Raw genomic sequence first — 16,196 nt, 5'->3', positions numbered from 1 at the left:
CGGCCATGGAACCATGGCAGGAGCCGACGTATTCTGTAGCTACTTTTCAGCCTGGACTCCGGACGGAACGGCAGGAAAATGGCGCGGAACAAGGGTCAGAGCATCGGTTTGGGCAGGTTCCTGTTCAGGCTTTTCGGCTTCTTCTTTGTTAGTTTCCTCTGCGGCGTGCTCATCTCAGGGCTCATAGTGCCCGTGGTGGCATTCACCAGCAGCACCGTGGGCGGATCCATTGGGTTCTATCAAAGCCTTCCCAGCCAACTGGACGTTGAATCGCCGTCGTTGTCCAGCAAGGTAGTAGCCTCCGACGGAACGCCGATCGCCACTTTCTACGCGGAGAACCGCGTCAAGGTCCCCCTGGACCAGATGTCGCCGTTCATCCGGCAGGCGATTGTGGCCATTGAAGACAGCCGCTATTACCAGCACGCGGGCGTCGATGCCCAGGGCATCATGCGGGCGTTGACTTCCAACCTGACCAAGGGCACACGGCAAGGGGCGTCGACGCTGACCCAGCAATACGTCACCAACGTCCTCAACGAGTCACGGCTGTCTGACGGGCGGCCCGAGGACGTGGTCCTGAGCGGACAGAAATCAATGGGCGACAAGCTCCGGGAGGTGAAGCTTGCCTTGGAGCTGGAGAAGAGGTTCACCAAGGACCAGATCCTTGAGGGCTACCTGAACATCGTGTTCTTCAACCGGAACGCATACGGCATTGAGGCAGCATCTCGGTACTTCTTCAGCACCTCAGCCAAGGACTTGAACCTTCCCCAGGCTGCGATGTTGGCCGGGTTGGTGAACGGCCCCAGCATCTACGACCCCACTGTGGACCCGAACGCTGCCATTGCCCGGCGAAACCTGGTCCTGGACCGGATGCTGGAGCAGAGCATGATCAGCCAGGCGGACCATGACGCCGCAGTGGCCACGCCTGTGGAATTGAAGATCACGCCATCCCTTCAGGGCTGCGCCGGAGCCGCGATCGCCACGTACTTCTGCGATTACGTATCCCACCTCATCCTCAACAATGAAGCCTATGGGGCCACCTTCGCCGACCGCGAGCGCCTCCTGTACCGGGGCGGGCTCACCATCACCACCACCCTCGACACCCGCCTGCAGACAGCAGCGCAGGCACAGGTGGACGCTTCGGCCGGAGACAATCCGGACAAGTGGGGTGCCGCCTTGACCACGGTCGAACCGGGAACAGGCAGGATTTTGGCGATGGCCCAGAATACGGTGTTCGTTCCGGAGCCCGGCAAGTTCGACACGCAACTGAACTTCAACGTCGACGCCAAGGATGAGAACGGCTACGACCTCAACGGCGCGGGCGGCTTCCAACCTGGATCCACCATGAAGCCGTTCATCTACGCCGAGTGGTTGAACGAGGGGAAGAATCCCACGGCCGTGGTGGATGCCTCACGCAGGGTTTACCCGGTGGGTTTCCCCTGGCGTTCCAGCTGCGGCAGAGTCCTTGGCGGGTACAGCAGCGCACAGAAGGCCCAGAACCTAGGCGCCGATGACGACCTCCAAAACAACGATGCCGGCTACTACCGTCCGATGCCCATCAACTACGGCCTCTACAACTCCATCAACACCGCAACGTTCGCCACGGCAGCCCAGCTCGACTTCTGCGGCATCCAGCGCATGGTGGATACCGTGGGACTGCACAGCGGCCTGGACAACGCACCCGTCAACATGCACCAGATCGGAAACCTGCTGGGCTCCATCGGTGTTGCTCCCTTGGTCCTGGCGAATGCCTACGCCACCTTCGCCAATGACGGCCGCTACTGCAAGCCGATCGCCATCACCGAGATCACCGATGTCCAGGGCCGGAACTACGATGCCCAAAAGACTGAATGCCGGGATGCCGTGAAACCCTCGGTCGCGCGGGGCGTGACGGCAGTGTTGCAGGATGTCCTCAAGATCGGTTCCGGCGTCTACATCAATCCCAAGGTCCAGAACCAGGTCCCTGTTGCGGCAAAGACCGGCACCTCCAACAACAACGGGGCCACTTGGATCGCCGGGTACACCACGCGACTGGCCACGGCTTCCTTCTTCGGGGACACCACGGCAGGGCAGCAGCGGGCAGGGCAGAACGTCACCATCAACGGCAAGTTCTACAAGTCCTTGGACGGCTACATGATCGCCGGACCCCAATGGGCCAATTACATGATGGAAGCCACCGCGCTCTACCCAAGCGGCGCCTTCAACCCGCCGGCTCCCCCACCCCCGCCGGTCGCCACCGCACCGGCCGTACCGCGACCCACCGGACGCTAGGGTCAAGCAAGCCAGCGCACGACGGCGGCCTCCCGCCGTCGTGCGTGTCAGCGGGCGTAGCGTTCCGTGAAGTTCCTGAGGATCCGCATGGGCTCGGTGACGGGGTGCTGGCGTGCAGTCCGGATGAGTTCGTCGGCCTGGTGCGGCGGGAAGTATCCGGCATCCTTGTAGATCGTGATGCGCGTGGTGAGGCCGTCCACGTCAAGCTCCGGGTGGAATTGCGTGGCGTAAAGGTTCTCCTTGATGCGGAACATGTGCACCGGGCAAGCCGGGGAGCTGGCCAGCAAGACGGCGTGACCGGGAAGTTGGCTGCAGGCTTCCTTGTGGCCAACGAACGCCTCAAAGGTTGGCGGGAGGCCCTTCAACAAGGGGTCCTGTTCGCCGTCCTCCGTCAACGTGATCCGGGTTGGCCCAACAGGTTCCCCGAATTGGCGGTCGATGGTGGCGCCCTGGTGGACACCCAGCGTTCCCACCCCGTAGCACGCGCCAAAAAACGGGAAGTCGTCGGCGACGATGCGGTCCAGCAAACGTGAGAGCTCACCCTCCACACGGATCTGAGCCGCGCTCTTTTCCTCCACAGGGTCGCTGGAGGTGTACGGGCTGCCTCCAACAATCACGCCGGAGTAGTCATCGAGGTCGATGGGCGGCAGGGGCCCTGCTTCCAGCCTGACGCGGACCAGCTCCCGCTCATCGAGGCCGCTGTAGCGCAGGTAGGCCTGGTACTCGTCGTCGGCTGCGTGGTCTTCGGCGCGGGTTGCTAGCAAGAGGAATGGCTTCACAGGCCCAGTCTGCGGGAGGGCGCTGGTTGTTTCCAAGCGCGTTGCGCAGGAGTGCGGGCCGCTGAGGGGGTGTCTGACAGACACTCCCTCAGCGCGTCAGTATTGCGTAGCTTTGACATTGTTCGCGCTAACGCCCCGGGTGCGATCCATTGTTGAGGAGCCATATTGAAGCAAGACCCGTCCGCAGTTGAAAGCCAAGCGACCGAGGACATCAAGGACACCCAAGAGCCACTGTCACAGGAAACGACGGCGGCTCGCGGCACGCCGCAGTGCGCTGTGTCCGGAAGGCGCCCTGCGTCCGGCACGCGGCAGCGCCCCGCGTCCGGAGCGCGCCCCGGCAAAATACCTTGGTCCGCCCTTCTGGTCCTCGCAGCCGCCGGGTTCACGGCCGTCACAACCGAGCTGCTGCCATCGGGTTTGCTGCCCCAGATCAGCCGGGACCTTGGTGTGGACGAGTCGGCCGTTGGATCGCTCACGGCAGCATACGCCGCGATCATCGTCTTCACGGCTCTTCCCTTGTCGCGTCTCTTGGCCGGCCGCGTCCCGCGCAAAACCCTGTTGCTTGGGACCATGCTCGCGTTCGCACTCAGCAACGTGCTGTTGGCACTAAGCCCGACCCTCGCCGTCGCGGTGGGTGCACGACTCTTGGGCGGCATCGCCCATGGCATGCTGTGGTCCACCATGGCCCCGTACATTGCGCGGATTGTTCCTGCCCACTCCATGGGGAAAGCCATGGCCGTGGTGTTCAGCGGCAACAGCATCGCCTTGGCCGTCGGAGCGCCGATCGGAACACTGATGGGCACCGTCCTGACGTGGCGGGCTTCGTTCGTAGTCCTTGCAGGCGTTGGAGTCCTTTTGGCCTTCCTGGCGTTTGGGGTACTGCCTGCAGTGAAGGATCCGGGCAGCCACAAAGCACCCTCCTTGCGGGCTGCCCTCAAGTTGCCGGGCGTCATTGCCGTGGCCATCGCCTGGCCGTTGTTGTTGCTGGCCCATTTCGCGATCTTCACCTACATTGCCCCGTTCCTCCTTTCCTCGGGACTGCCCGAAGCGTTCACCGGCATATCCCTCTCCGTAGTGGGTGTCTCGGGGCTGGTGGGCATCTGGATTGCCGGCCTGACCGCAGACTCCTATCCACGGCGCTCGGTGATGACCGCCGTCGGGCTTCTCCTGCTGGTGTTCGCGCTCATGCCGTTCCTGGGCACCACGGCCGTGGGCGTTTTCGTTTTGATGGCGGTGTGGGGCGCAGCGTTCGGCGCGCAGGGCATCTACAACCAGGCGGCGATCCTGCGGGCCGGCGGGGAGCACAAGGACGCAGCCAATGGGATCACGGTGGTGACCATCCAACTGGGCATCGCCGTGGGTGCGGGATACGGGGCCGTTGCCCTCACCACTGCGGGGGCGCAGTGGATTCCGCTCGCCGCGGCCCTGCCCACGGCCATCGCTCTGGCCATCATGATCGCCGGCAGGCGTGGCGGTTACCCGGCCGGGGGCAGGGAGGTCCGCCGTTAACATCTCCGAAACATGCCGGTCACGCGATCTTCACGAAGGCGGGATTTCTGTAACTTAGCCGCAACTTAGCTCTTCTGAACCGGAAACATAGCTCACCGACTATTGATCGGGGGTTAGCAAGGGGCCGGATTTCCAAGGCCCGGTTTTCGGACAGGTTTGATCAGAAGGGAACGCAGATGGAGATCTCTGCGCAACACGTCTGGCTGATGCTGGCGTCGGCAATGGTGCTTTTCATGACCCCGGGCCTCGGGCTGTTCTACGGCGGCATGACGCGCGCCAAGGCTGCCCTCAACATGATCATGATGAGCTTCATCTCCGCTGGCATCGTGGGCGTGGTGTGGGTCCTTTGGGGTTACTCCATGACCACCGGCGACGGTTTCCTGGGCCTGTTCGGGAACCCCTTCGCGCACTTCGGCCTCCAGGATCTCATCGGATCCCCCGACCTCATCAAGGCCGGCTTCGCTGCAACGTTCGCGATCATCACGGTCGCCCTCATCAGCGGAGCCATCGCCGACCGTGCCAAGTTCGGCGCCTGGGCCGTGTTCGTGCCGATCTGGGTAACAGTTGTCTACTGCCCCTTGGCGTACATGGTGTGGGGCGGTGGCCTCATGAGCGCAGGCGGCGCCCTGACCAGCATCTTCGGACAAGTGATCGACTTCGCCGGTGGTGCGGTAGTTGAGGTCAGTTCCGGAACCGCAGCTTTTGTCCTCGCTTTGATCGTGGGAAAGCGTCACGGCTTCGCAAAGGACCCCAACCACCGGCCGCACAACGTTCCGTTCATCATGATCGGGGCCGCCATTCTGTGGTTCGGTTGGTTCGGCTTCAACGGCGGTGCCGCGACCACCGCCGAACAGGCGGGCCTCATCTGGGTCAACACTCTGGTGACGCCGGCTGCCGCGATGCTCAGCTGGCTGGTGGTCGAAAAAGTCCGGCACGGACACCCCACTTCCCTGGGTGCCGCCTCAGGCGTGGTTGCAGGGCTGGTGGCCATCACGCCGTCGTGCGCCAACATCAGCCCGCTCGCCGCCGTCGGTTTGGGCTTGGTGGCCGGCGCGGCCTGTGCGGTGTTCGTGGATCTCAAGTACAAGTTCGGCTTTGACGATTCTCTGGACGTGGTGGGCGTGCACTTCGGTGCCGGCGTTATCGGAACGCTGTCCCTCGGATTCATCGCGCTTCCCCTCGATGGGTCTGCCGGAGGCCTCTTCTACGGTGGCGGCTTCCAGCAACTCGTCGCCCAGGGCGTCGCGGTACTGGTGACCATCATCCTCTCGGGCCTAGGCACACTGGTCATCGGGCGGGCGATCCACAAGACCATCGGCTTCCGCGTCACCCACGAACACGAGGTCACCGGCGTGGACCTCACCCAGCACGCTGAGACTGCCTACGAGTTTGGCCTCACCGCCCACGGCCACTTCCGGCAGCAGCAGGCTCACCTCGCCTCATTGCTCAAGCGCAAGCCCGAGCCGGCACCCGGTGTGGAGTCCCGGGAAGACAGCTACGTTTAGTCCCCGCCGTTCCAGAGCCGCTGCCACCAGGAACGTTTCGACGGCGGTTCGGGTTCAGGTTGCGGCGGGGCGGAAGCAGCACGCCGTTCCCGCCACCGTTCCACTTCCAGCTCGACGTCCCGCAGCTTGGTAATCACGGGCGGCCCGCCCTGCAGTTGGCGGCGGGCTTCGATGACTCGCTTGTTGAAGTCCTCCAGCGTCTCCCGGACTTGTTTCTCCATGAGGAACTGGTCCAGCTTGGCCTCCAGCTCCGCGTCTTCGGTGCGCAGCAGAATCGCGGGAGGGCCCAGGCCGCTGATCTGTTCGCGTTGGATGAGCCCCTTGACCCACCAGTCGGGGTCGTAGCCCTTGCCGAGGCCGGGAATCGGCTTGCCGGCGTACTTGAGGTTGTCGAACTTCCCCTGGGACATCGCTTCGCGGACCAAGTAGTCGGCGCGTGCAGCCTCGTTGACCTTGCGGCGTTTCTCCCTCAGAGCATCATCCGCGTCCAGTTCAGCCCGTTCCCGGGCATCGCCCACGGAACTTCGGCCCGCCCGGAGTTCGGCAGCACGTTCCAGTTTTCGCCTGTTGTTGTGGTCGCCCATTGCCCCACCGCCTCTCACGATCGTCCGTAGCAGCTGGAATCGTGGTCTACCTCCCAGTATTCCCCAATGCGTCGGTGGTGAAACATGGAATCCGTGTTCCGCCACGACCCACTTTGGCCAACGGGAGGCTCCGAAGGGCGCCGGAAATGCGGCGTGTTGGAGGCACCCCTGGCTCAAAGTGGGTCGTGGCGGAACAGGTGTTGGTGGGGACGGTCTAGTTGACGGCCATCCTCGGATCCAGCTGCTCAATCCCTTCCGCCGTCACCAGGATGACGCGGGCCGTGCAGATGTCATAGAACAGCCCCGTGGCCTGCACCTGCCCGGAGGCCAACGCGGGTCCGGTCACGGCATGGTCGTGAAGTTTGCGCAGTTGCACAGCCACGTTCACCATGCTGAGCTGATCCACGCGGCTGAACCCCTCAGCAGCTGCCGCCAAGGCAACAGGATGGCCATCAACCAGTGCTCGGTAGGCCGGCCGGGCATGGTCCAGCCACGCATCAAAGCCCGAACCCAACGCAGGCGCGGGGCCCGCGGCATCCGCCAGGACAGCCTTCATCGCCCCGCAATTCGAGTGCCCGCAGACCACGATCGAGTCAACGGCCAACCCTTTGACGGCGAAGGCCATGACGGAATCAATCGAAGCCTCGTCATCATCGCGGCAGACCACGTTGCCGATGTTCCGAAGGGTCAGGAGGTCGCCGGGTCCACTGCTGGTGATGAGGTTGGGATTAACCCGTGAATCGACGCAGGCAATGAACAGGGTGTCCGGGTTCTGTTCCTCGGTGAGGTCCTGGACCAGGGGCCGGACTTTGTCGGCGTAGCGGCGATGGTATTTGTCGATGCCCAGGAGGATTGACCGCAGCGGGGGGTGATCGTGTCCGTCGTCGTCCGCTGTTTGATCGGCCGGCGCAGCAGGCTGCCAGGACGATCGCGGAGGGAGCGGAAACTCACGCAGGTCCTGCCGCTGCGGTGCGCTGTGGGCGGCATCGGTGAAAGCCGTGGTTCCGTGTTCTTCGATGGTGACCGTGGCCCCGGTGCTGCGCTGTTGTGCCTGCCATGCGGTGAGCGCTTCGCGGAAGGCATGGTCCAGGTAGTCGGCGTTGAGTTCCACCAGTGCGTCCTGGCCGGCGGGCACGGAGTGGAGCACACGGTTGAGCCGGGGAAGGGCAAAAAAGCTGCAGGATCCGGCAATGGTGAGCCGCCACGGCTGGCCGTCGAGCACGGGCTGGTGGACGTGGATCTGTGCACGGAGAACCCTCCATAGGACGCACACGGCGGCCAGCGCGAGGCCGATGATGACGCCCTCCAGGAGGTTCAACGCCACAACACATACCAACGTCACGGAGTACACCAGGAGGTCGCCCGTGCGGAGGCTGGTCTTGATGTCGGCGATCTTCACGAGCTTGGCACCGATCACCAGCAGCAAGCCCGCGAGCACGGACAGGGGAATGAGCTGGATGATGCCCGCAAACAGGGCCGAGAAGAGGAGCACCCACACCCCGTGCAGGATCGCGGAGGCACGGCTCTTGCCGCCGGCTTCCACATTGGTGGCACTGCGGACGATCACGCCGGTGACCGGGAGGCCACCCAGCATGCCGGACACCATGTTGGCTGAGCCCTGCCCCACCAGTTCACGGTTGAGGTTGGCGCGGGGTCCGGTGTGCATCTTGTCAACGGCCACCGCGGACAGCAACGACTCGATGCTCGCGATCAACGCCACGGTCATGACCGCCATGCCGACGGACAACCAATTGCCGTCCGGCAGCACCGGCAACGCCACGGCGTCGAAAAGGGAGCCGCTGAAACTGACCCGCTCCACACCAGGCGCTACCGCCACGGACACCGCCGTTACTGCGACGACGGCCGCCAGGGGCCCGGGCACTTTCCGCACCGCTGCGGGGAGGTACTTCCACACGATCAGCACCGCCACGACCGCAAGCCCGAGCAGCGCGGAGTGCAGCTCGACCCGCGTGATGGCGGCCGGCAGGCCTGCCAGGTTCTCGACGGCGGAGTCCCCCGCCTGCCCGCCCAGGAGCACGTGGAGTTGCTGCAGGATGATGGTGATTCCGATGCCCGCGAGCATGGCTTTGACCACCACCGGGGAGACGGCCAGAGCAGCGCGCCCCACGCGGCTCAGCCCCAGGAGCAACTGCACGACGCCGGCAGCAGCGGTGATTGCGCACGTCACCTGCCAGCCGAACTCGGCGATGAGCCCGGCGACCACCACCGTCAGACCTGCTGCCGGGCCGCTCACCTGGAGGACGGAGCCGCCGAGGCTGCCAGCCACAATTCCGCCGACAGCCGCGGCGATGAGGCCGGCCATGATGGGCGCACCGGAAGCTGCGGCGATGCCGAGGGACAGCGGGAGTGCCACCAGGAAGACGACCAGCGAGGCCGGGAGATCAGCGCCCAGGCTGGCTGGAAATCGGAGCCTTTTGTGTTCTGGCGGGCTGTGGGCGTCGTTAACGGACGTTTTGGACTTGAGGGTTGGATGCATGGGATGTTCCTTGGCTCGGGGAGTTGACGACCCCAGCCTAGGAAAACTGTCATGCCTTGTGACAAGGTTTTGTGACAGAGTTGACAAACTTGGTGAATCAGCGGCTTCATGCAGCGACAAGCGGGAACTTTTGCCTCCCCCGACGACGTTGAGCACCCGCCGTCGTACGTTTGCGTTCGCAACCCTCCAGGTTCAGGACACGACGATTCGGGCGCCAAAAGTTCGCGACCCGAAGGTAAGGCTCCTTAGGGTAGGTTGGTGGGAACCGGAAAACGGCCAATCGGCAGCTTGGAGGCATCTATGGGCGAAACCACCGAATTCCAACCAGTGCTGATCAGCTCGGAACCGGTGCAGCTCCAAGCCCTGCAGCCCACGCTCGACGCCGTGCACACCCACATAGGCGATGTCCCTGCCCTGCTGGACATCGCGAAGGACATCGGACGGACTGCCCCGCACCCGGGTCAGGGCAGCACCGGCAAACTGTGGGAGCTCCTGGCCTCGGTTACGGCAGTGGATGTCGCGGCGGGGCGGATCCTGGAACCTCACCTCGATGCCCTGCATATCCTCGCCCAGGCCGGCCACGACCAACCAGCCGGCGCGTGGGGTGTTTTCGCTGCCGAGGGTCCGGGGCAGAAGCTGGAGGCCAAGAAGGATGACGACGGCGGCTACGTCCTGGAAGGCGACAAACCGTGGTGCTCCCTCGCCGCGCAACTGGACGGGGCAGTCATCACAGCGCACCTGCCCGGAGAAGAGGGTCGCGCGGCCTTCGCCGTCGATCTCAAGGACCCCGGCGTCACTTGCGGGGAGCCGGCGTGGACCAGCCGTGGACTACGGGAAATCCCCAGCGGCCCAGTACATTTCAACAGGGTTCCGGCCACCATCATCGAGGGTCCGGGTTGGTACCATCAGCGGCCGGGATTCGCGTGGGGCGGCATGGGCGTAGCGGCGTGCTGGCTCGGCGGTGCCATTGCTTTGGCACGCGACTTTGCCGAATCCTTGGCCAGGTCCGCGGACAAGGGGCGGGCGGCTGACCAAATCGCGCTGGCCCACCTCGGCGACATCGACCGCACCATCAACTCCGCCACCGCATCACTCGCACGCGCAGCCGAACGCATCGACGCCTTCGAACCTGATGCCTTTTCCAGCACGTGGAGCGGGGCGCTCCGTGTCCGCGGAACCGTTGCCGCCGCCGTCGAACGCATCCAAACCCTGGTGAACCAAAACCTGGGCCCGGGCCCGCTGGCCTTCAACGAGGCGTACGGAAAACGCATGGCGGACCTGTCCCTCTACGTCCGCCAGCACCACGCCATGCGGGACGACGCGCAGCTCGGCGCCCGCGCCCTGCAAGGGGACCGCGAATGGTGACCTTCACCCACAACGACGCCGGCACCCCCGAGGCCGACTGGGATGCCAGCGGCGTTGGTGAGCTCCCGGAACTGCCCTTGAATGCCGAGGAGCTCGCCGGCATGACGTTCGTCATCCTGGCAGCCCATCCCGACGACGAATCGCTGGGCGCCGGCGGCCTCCTGGCCAGGCTCCACGCGCTGGGGGCCACCGTCCGCCTGCTGCTGTGCACGGCAGGTGAGGCGTCACATCCGGAATCCACAACCACGACGCCGGAACAGCTTGCCGCCGTCAGGCTCACTGAGTTCGGAGAGGCCGTGTCCGGGCTGGCGCCCAGCGCCAAGTGGCGGTTCGTAGAGGTTCCGGATGGTCGCGTGGCCGCACAAGTTGATAGCGTTGCCGCCGCCATCCGACGGGAAGTGGCCGAGTCCGGCGCCCCGGCCGACAAGGTGGTCCTGGTCGCCCCCTACCGCTCGGACGGACATACCGACCACGATGCCCTCGGAAGCACCGCGGCCCGGATCGCGGCATCAGAAGGCTACGGGCTGCTCGAGTACCCCATTTGGTACTGGCTCTGGGCCGGTCCGGAAGATGGGACATGGGAATTGTGGGTGCGACTGCCGCTGGGCCCTGAGGAACGCCGGGCCAAGGCACAGGCCATGCACTCCCACGCATCCCAAACGCAGCCACTCTCCGAGGAACCCGGCGACGAAACACTGCTGTCCCCTACGTTCCTGCAACACTTCTCGCGGAGCTGGGAGACATTCGCGTGGACCCCTCCAGCCGGCGGGTCAAACACCGCCTGCGACGCCGAGTCCATCTTCGACGCCGTTCATGCCCGCGAAGAGGACCCGTGGGACTACGCCTCGGGTTGGTATGAACGCCGCAAGCGGGCCCTGACTCTCGCGGCCCTGCCGGAAGAGAGGTACGAGTCCGGGCTGGAGATCGGCTGCTCGATCGGGGTCCTCAGCGCCGAACTTGCCCCGCGATGCGAGCGGTTCCTGGCCCTGGATGCGAGCAGTACGGCCCTTGCCCAAGCCACCCGTCGCCTGTCCGGCATGGGCCATGCGGGGACCGGACACCTGACCGTGCCGTCGGAATGGCCCTCCGGAACGTTTGACCTGGTAGTGGTGTCAGAGATGGGCTATTACCTCAGCCCGGATGAACTCGATGGAATGCTGCACCGCGTCAAGGACTCCATCCGGCCTGGCGGCACGCTGCTCCTGTGCCACTGGCGCCACCCGATCTCCGGCTGGACATTGGACGGAGAAACCGTCCACAGGACCGCCCGCCGCGTGCTCGACTGGCCAAGCCGGGGGCTGTACCGGGAGAAGGACTTCCTTCTGGAAGTCCTCGTCGCCCCGGAGGGTGCGGCGTGACAGGGCGGGCGATCCGGCACGTTGCGGTAGTCGTGCCTGCGCATAACGAAGAAGAGGAACTCGGCCCCGCCCTGAGCGCCATCCGCCATGCGGCCGACGCCCTGAGCGCCGGGAATCTACATCCCGAGGTCCTGGGTGCCGAGGCCCGGAGTGCCGAGGCCTCGGCCGCCGAGGCCTCGGCCGCCGAGGCATTAACCGCGCAAGGAACACAGGTGTCCGTCAGCATCACGGTGGTTTTGGACAGTTGCACCGACGGTTCCCGCGATATCGTCAATGCCCATGCCTCCGCCGACGCCCGGGTCCGCATGCTTGAAACCCGTGCCCGAAGCACGGGAGCCAGCCGCGGAGCCGGCGTGATGGCCGCGCTGGCCGGCCTCGACACGGGCCGCCGCACCGATCCGGACACGGTCTGGCTGGCCAACACGGATGCGGACTCCAGCGTGCCAACAAACTGGCTGATCCGGCAGGTGGAGTTGGCCAACGCCGGGGTGGACGTCGTCTTAGGCTCAGTCGAACCGGATGCCCGCACCGCAGACCCGGGGATCCTTCGCCGCTGGCTTGAGCTGCATCCTTTCCGGGAGGACCACCCGCACATTTACGGAGCCAACTTCGGCGTCCGCGCGTCCGCGTACCTGGCCGTGGGCGGGTTTCCGAAGTTGCAGGCACATGAGGACCGGATTCTGGCCACGCGGTTGTCACGGCAGGGATTCCTGATCAGATCGACGGACACCAACAGGGTGGTCACGTCGTCCCGGACAACAGCCCGGGCACCCCAGGGATTCGCCACCTACCTGCGGGCCCTCGGCGAACTGGCGCCTGTCACCGCGGATATCGCCTAGAGCGCCCCTAGTGCCGGATCACCGACTCCACTGCGGCGATGGCTGCTGCCGTGATCATCTCCCTCTGTCCTGAACCCTCTACGGTCAAGAGAATCCCGCGCTGTTCATAGGCACTGATGACGGGACGCGTTTGCTCCCGGTAGAGCTCCAGCCGCCGCTTGATGACGGGACCGGTATCGTCGCTGCGGCCCTGCTCCTTGGCCCGCAGGAGCATCCGTTCCAGCAATTCGTCGTCGGATACTGTGAGGGCCAGGACGGCTTCCAGCGCCTGGTGCCGCGTACCGAGCAGCGCGTCAAGCGATTCCACCTGGGCCACGGTCCTCGGGTACCCGTCCAGCAGGAAGCCCGCACCGGCGTCGTCATCCTCCAGGCGCTGACTCAGCATCGCTGTGGTGACGTGGTCCGGCACGAACTCGCCACGGTCCATGTAGCGTCCGGCCTCCGCACCGAGGCTGGTCCCGTCGCGGACATGGGCCCTGAAGAGATCGCCCGTTGAAATCGCGGGCACGGAGAAGTGCTTGGCGATGTGTTCAGCCTGTGTTCCCTTGCCCGAACCGGGAGGTCCCATGATGATCAGTCGCGCCATGACGCTGGTCCATTCGAAAGAGGCGGCGGAGACTTCAACCATACGCCCCTGCGCTTTGTCGCGGCACCCCGCCCTTGCGACCCCCATCACATCGGAGTACGGTTTTTGAAACGTCACAAAGAAAGCGCTTTCCCAGACTCTTGAGGTGAAATTCCATGACACAGCACGCCCCGGTCACGTGGATCGACGGCGCACCCCCCGCCACGCTCAGCGGTGGCTCCACTTGGGGAATGCCCTTCCAGCGCGGAACAGTCCATGACGCCGATGCCCTGTCCGTCGTAGACGCGGACGGCACCGCCACCCCCTCCCAGGCCTGGCCCTTGGCTACCTGGCCCGACGGCTCCCTCAAGTGGGCCGGACTCGCCATCGGGGCCACGGACAATCCCTCAACCAACTACTCGGTGCAGCTTCCTTCCGGCGAGGCAGACGGAACGCAAGCGCACGACGCCGGTCCGGCAGCCGCCGTCGTACGTGAACCGCAGGTGGTGGTCACCGAAACGGCGGAAACCATCACAGTCTCCACAGGAACAATGGACATGCTTCTGCCGCGCACCGGCGACCGGCTGTTCCGAAGCCTGACGCGGGACGGCTCGGTGGTGGCCCGGGACGCACAACTGGTAAGCCTGCTGCAGGACGGGATTGCCGAGGGTGCGGGCAGCACGAGCCGGGAAGGATTCACGGGCCACATCGAGTCGGCGACGGTGGAACAGAGCGGGCCCGTGCGGGCTGTGGTGCGGCTGGATGGACGGCATCGTTCGGATAGCCCACAGCCGTCGGGACGGGAATGGCTCCCCTTCACTGTTCGTTTCTACTTCCTGGCCGGCGCCCGGAGCGTGCGCATGGTGCACTCGTTCGTGTGGGACGGAAATGTTGAAAAAGACTTCCTGGCCGGCCTGGGCGTTCGTTTCACGGTCCCCTTGGCCAGCGAACTGCACGACCGGCACGTACGGATTGCCGGCGCGGACGGCGGGTTCTTGGTGGAGGCCGTCCGCGGACTGACGGGCCTTCGCCGCGATCCGGGCACCGAAGTGCGGAAAGCCCAGCTCGACGGGGAACCCACGCCGCCGCTGGAGCAGTGGAAGCCGGAGGTCTCCGAGCGCCTGCACCTGATTCCCGCGTGGAACGACTTCACCCTCACGCAGTTGTCCGCCGACGGCTTTGAGCTCCGCAAACGGACCGCCGCCGGGCATGGTTGGGTGGGGATTTCGGGCGGCACCCGGTCCGCCGGTTTCTGCTCGCTGAGCGACGTCGGTGGCGGCTTCGGGATAGGGGTACGGGACTTCTGGCAATCGCACCCCGGGCAGTTGGACATCCGAGGCGCTGCTACGGCCGAACCCAGCGTAACGGCATGGCTCTACTCCCCCGAAGCCCAACCCATGGACCTGCGTTTCTACCACGACGGCCTAGGCCAGGACACCTTCGAAGAGCAACTCGAAGGCCTGGAAATCACGTACGAGGACTACGAGCCCGGTTTCGGCAATGCACAAGGGATAGCAAGGACGCACGAGCTCACGCTCTTCGCCTACGACTCCACTCCCCCGGTCGAGTCACTGGCAGCCGATGCAGCGTACGCCTCCCGGCCACCGGTCCTGCAACCCTCGCCCCAGTACCTGCACAGCGCGGGCGTCTTCGGCGACTGGACGCCGGTGGATCGAAGCACGCCTCCCCGCGCGGAGCTCGAAGACAAGCTGGACTTCCTCTTCGACTTCTACCGCGGCCAGCAGGAGCAGCGCCGTTGGTACGGTTTCTGGAACTACGGCGACGTCATGCACACCTACGATTCGGACCGGCACGTCTGGCGCTACGACGTCGGCGGCTATGCGTGGGACAACTCCGAACTCTCGCCGGACTTGTGGCTTTGGTACATGTACCTCCGCTCCGGCCGCGCCGATGTGTTCCGTTTCGCCGAGGCCATGACCCGGCACACCGGCGAGGTGGACGTCTACCATCTGGGCCCATGGCGCGGTCTCGGCTCGCGGCACAACGTCCAGCATTGGGGCTGCAGCGCCAAGCAGTTGCGGATCAGCAACCCCGCCTATCGCCGCTTCTACTACTACCTGACGGCCGACGAACGGACCGGGGATCTCCTCACCGAGCTGGTGGACAGCGACCAGAATTTCCTTGGCCTGGACCCGGTCCGCAAGGTTCGCCCCGATGCCGATACCTACCGCCCGGACCGCGGCTCGCTGGGCGTTGGGCTGGGTACCGACTGGGGCTCGCTCGCGGCCACCTGGCTCACCGATTGGGAACGCACCGGCAACCCCCGCTCACGCGACCGCCTACTGGGCACCATGGCTGACATCGGCGCCCTCAAGTACGGCTTCCTCACGGGCGAGGCACTGTATGACCTGGATGCAGGAAGGTTCGACGCCGGACGCGAGGTCATCAGGGTCTCCCACCTGAGTGCGGTGTTCGGTTTGGTGGAGATCTGCAGCGAACTCATCAGCCTGGTGGCGGACGCCGGGTTCGAGGAGGCCTGGCTGCAGTATTGCCGGCTGTTCCTGGCCTCACCCGAAGAGCAGGCCGCCGAAGTGGGCCAAGCGTTGGACGGCATCTACCTGACGCAGGCCCACAGCCGCCTCACAGCCTACGCAGCAGCCCGGCTTGGTTCGCCTGAGCTGGCCGCATCGGCCTGGTCCAGCTTCAGCGTCGGCGGCGAAAACCTGAACCATGCCGAGGCATTCACCCTGAAGAAGATCATGCCCCCGTATGTCCTCCAACCCGTTGACGAGGCGCCCACGGTGTCCACCAATGACACTGCCCAGTTTGGCCTGGCCGCCATCCAGAACCTGGCCCTCATCGGCGGGCACCTGCCGGGGGCAGCCTCGCAGCAGTAGCCCGACGCGGCGGTTCTCCGCCCGCCGCTGGAGGCTCCGGCGTCGTACGCCCGGGGCCACGAAACCACC

11 protein-coding genes are annotated in these 16,196 nt (G+C 65.2%); 7 read left to right on the top strand and 4 right to left on the bottom strand.

The annotated features are described in order from the left end of the window. The first annotated feature begins 78 nt into the window (after positions 1–78). Entirely contained in the window at positions 79–2,268 is a 2,190-nt protein-coding gene (locus HMI59_RS03830) for a transglycosylase domain-containing protein (RefSeq protein ID WP_193592861.1), read from the top strand. Between the two features lie 47 nt (positions 2,269–2,315). On the opposite strand, the gene HMI59_RS03825 is transcribed toward HMI59_RS03830, so the two are convergent. Continuing rightward, entirely contained in the window at positions 2,316–3,047 is a 732-nt protein-coding gene (locus tag HMI59_RS03825) for a glutamine amidotransferase (protein WP_193592860.1), read from the bottom strand. A gap of 276 nt (positions 3,048–3,323) precedes the next feature. Between HMI59_RS03825 and HMI59_RS03820 the strand changes: the two genes are divergently transcribed. Next, on the top strand, positions 3,324–4,556 hold the full coding sequence (locus HMI59_RS03820) for an MFS transporter (RefSeq protein WP_227471615.1): 1,233 nt from the start codon (positions 3,324–3,326) through the stop codon (positions 4,554–4,556). A 176-nt stretch (positions 4,557–4,732) separates the two neighbouring features. Beyond that, positions 4,733–6,061 (top strand): ammonium transporter, encoded by a 1,329-nt coding sequence (locus HMI59_RS03815; protein WP_166186592.1) that lies wholly within the window; start codon positions 4,733–4,735, stop codon positions 6,059–6,061. Here HMI59_RS03815 and HMI59_RS03810 read toward each other — a convergent pair. Beyond that, positions 6,058–6,645 (bottom strand): DUF1992 domain-containing protein, encoded by a 588-nt coding sequence (locus HMI59_RS03810; protein WP_193592859.1) that lies wholly within the window; start codon positions 6,643–6,645, stop codon positions 6,058–6,060. The genes HMI59_RS03815 and HMI59_RS03810 overlap by 4 nt on opposite strands. A 214-nt stretch (positions 6,646–6,859) precedes the next feature. Then, positions 6,860–9,142, bottom strand: a complete 2,283-nt coding sequence (locus HMI59_RS03805) for a SulP family inorganic anion transporter (RefSeq protein ID WP_193592858.1) — start codon at positions 9,140–9,142, stop codon at positions 6,860–6,862. 300 nt (positions 9,143–9,442) lie between these two features. Here HMI59_RS03805 and HMI59_RS03800 point away from each other — a divergent pair, with 300 nt between their 5' ends. Genes HMI59_RS03800 through HMI59_RS03790 form a run of 3 tightly spaced genes read left to right on the top strand, consistent with a single transcriptional unit; the run spans position 9,443 to position 12,704 of the window. Further along, positions 9,443–10,507, top strand: a complete 1,065-nt coding sequence (locus HMI59_RS03800) for an acyl-CoA dehydrogenase family protein (protein WP_193592857.1) — start codon at positions 9,443–9,445, stop codon at positions 10,505–10,507. Beyond that, complete coding sequence (locus tag HMI59_RS03795) at positions 10,501–11,865, top strand: PIG-L family deacetylase (protein ID WP_193592856.1); 1,365 nt, start codon at positions 10,501–10,503, stop codon at positions 11,863–11,865. Before HMI59_RS03800 ends, HMI59_RS03795 begins: the two co-directional genes overlap by 7 nt. After that, positions 11,862–12,704 carry a glycosyltransferase family 2 protein gene (locus tag HMI59_RS03790; protein ID WP_193592855.1) on the top strand — a complete coding sequence of 281 codons (843 nt, stop codon included), beginning with the start codon at positions 11,862–11,864 and terminating at the stop codon, positions 12,702–12,704. The genes HMI59_RS03795 and HMI59_RS03790 overlap by 4 nt, the downstream gene beginning before the upstream one ends. 7 nt (positions 12,705–12,711) lie before the next feature. Here HMI59_RS03790 and HMI59_RS03785 read toward each other — a convergent pair whose 3' ends face one another. Continuing rightward, on the bottom strand, positions 12,712–13,290 hold the full coding sequence (locus HMI59_RS03785; protein WP_193593661.1) for an adenylate kinase: 579 nt from the start codon (positions 13,288–13,290) through the stop codon (positions 12,712–12,714). A 155-nt stretch (positions 13,291–13,445) separates the two neighbouring features. Here HMI59_RS03785 and HMI59_RS03780 point away from each other — a divergent pair, with 155 nt between their 5' ends. Further along, the gene (locus HMI59_RS03780) at positions 13,446–16,127 is read left to right on the top strand and encodes a Tat pathway signal sequence domain protein (RefSeq protein ID WP_193592854.1); all 2,682 of its coding nucleotides are present in this window, start codon (positions 13,446–13,448) and stop codon (positions 16,125–16,127) included. The last annotated feature ends 69 nt before the right edge of the window (positions 16,128–16,196 follow it).

The sequence above is a fragment of the Paenarthrobacter sp. YJN-5 genome (genome assembly GCF_015040095.1).
Classification (GTDB): domain Bacteria; phylum Actinomycetota; class Actinomycetes; order Actinomycetales; family Micrococcaceae; genus Arthrobacter; species Arthrobacter ureafaciens.
The sequence above is the reverse complement of the archived record's forward strand: the minus strand, read 5'-3'. Positions and strand labels throughout refer to the sequence as shown.

Coding starts and splice junctions, on each gene's coding strand:
- HMI59_RS03810 (WP_193592859.1), bottom strand. CDS start 6,645: ATGGGCGACCACAACAACAGGCGAAAACTGGAACGTGCTGCCGAACTC.
- HMI59_RS03785 (WP_193593661.1), bottom strand. CDS start 13,290: ATGGCGCGACTGATCATCATGGGACCTCCCGGTTCGGGCAAGGGAACA.
- HMI59_RS03830 (WP_193592861.1), top strand. CDS start 79: ATGGCGCGGAACAAGGGTCAGAGCATCGGTTTGGGCAGGTTCCTGTTC.
- HMI59_RS03780 (WP_193592854.1), top strand. CDS start 13,446: ATGACACAGCACGCCCCGGTCACGTGGATCGACGGCGCACCCCCCGCC.
- HMI59_RS03805 (WP_193592858.1), bottom strand. CDS start 9,142: ATGCATCCAACCCTCAAGTCCAAAACGTCCGTTAACGACGCCCACAGC.
- HMI59_RS03815 (WP_166186592.1), top strand. CDS start 4,733: ATGGAGATCTCTGCGCAACACGTCTGGCTGATGCTGGCGTCGGCAATG.
- HMI59_RS03795 (WP_193592856.1), top strand. CDS start 10,501: ATGGTGACCTTCACCCACAACGACGCCGGCACCCCCGAGGCCGACTGG.
- HMI59_RS03800 (WP_193592857.1), top strand. CDS start 9,443: ATGGGCGAAACCACCGAATTCCAACCAGTGCTGATCAGCTCGGAACCG.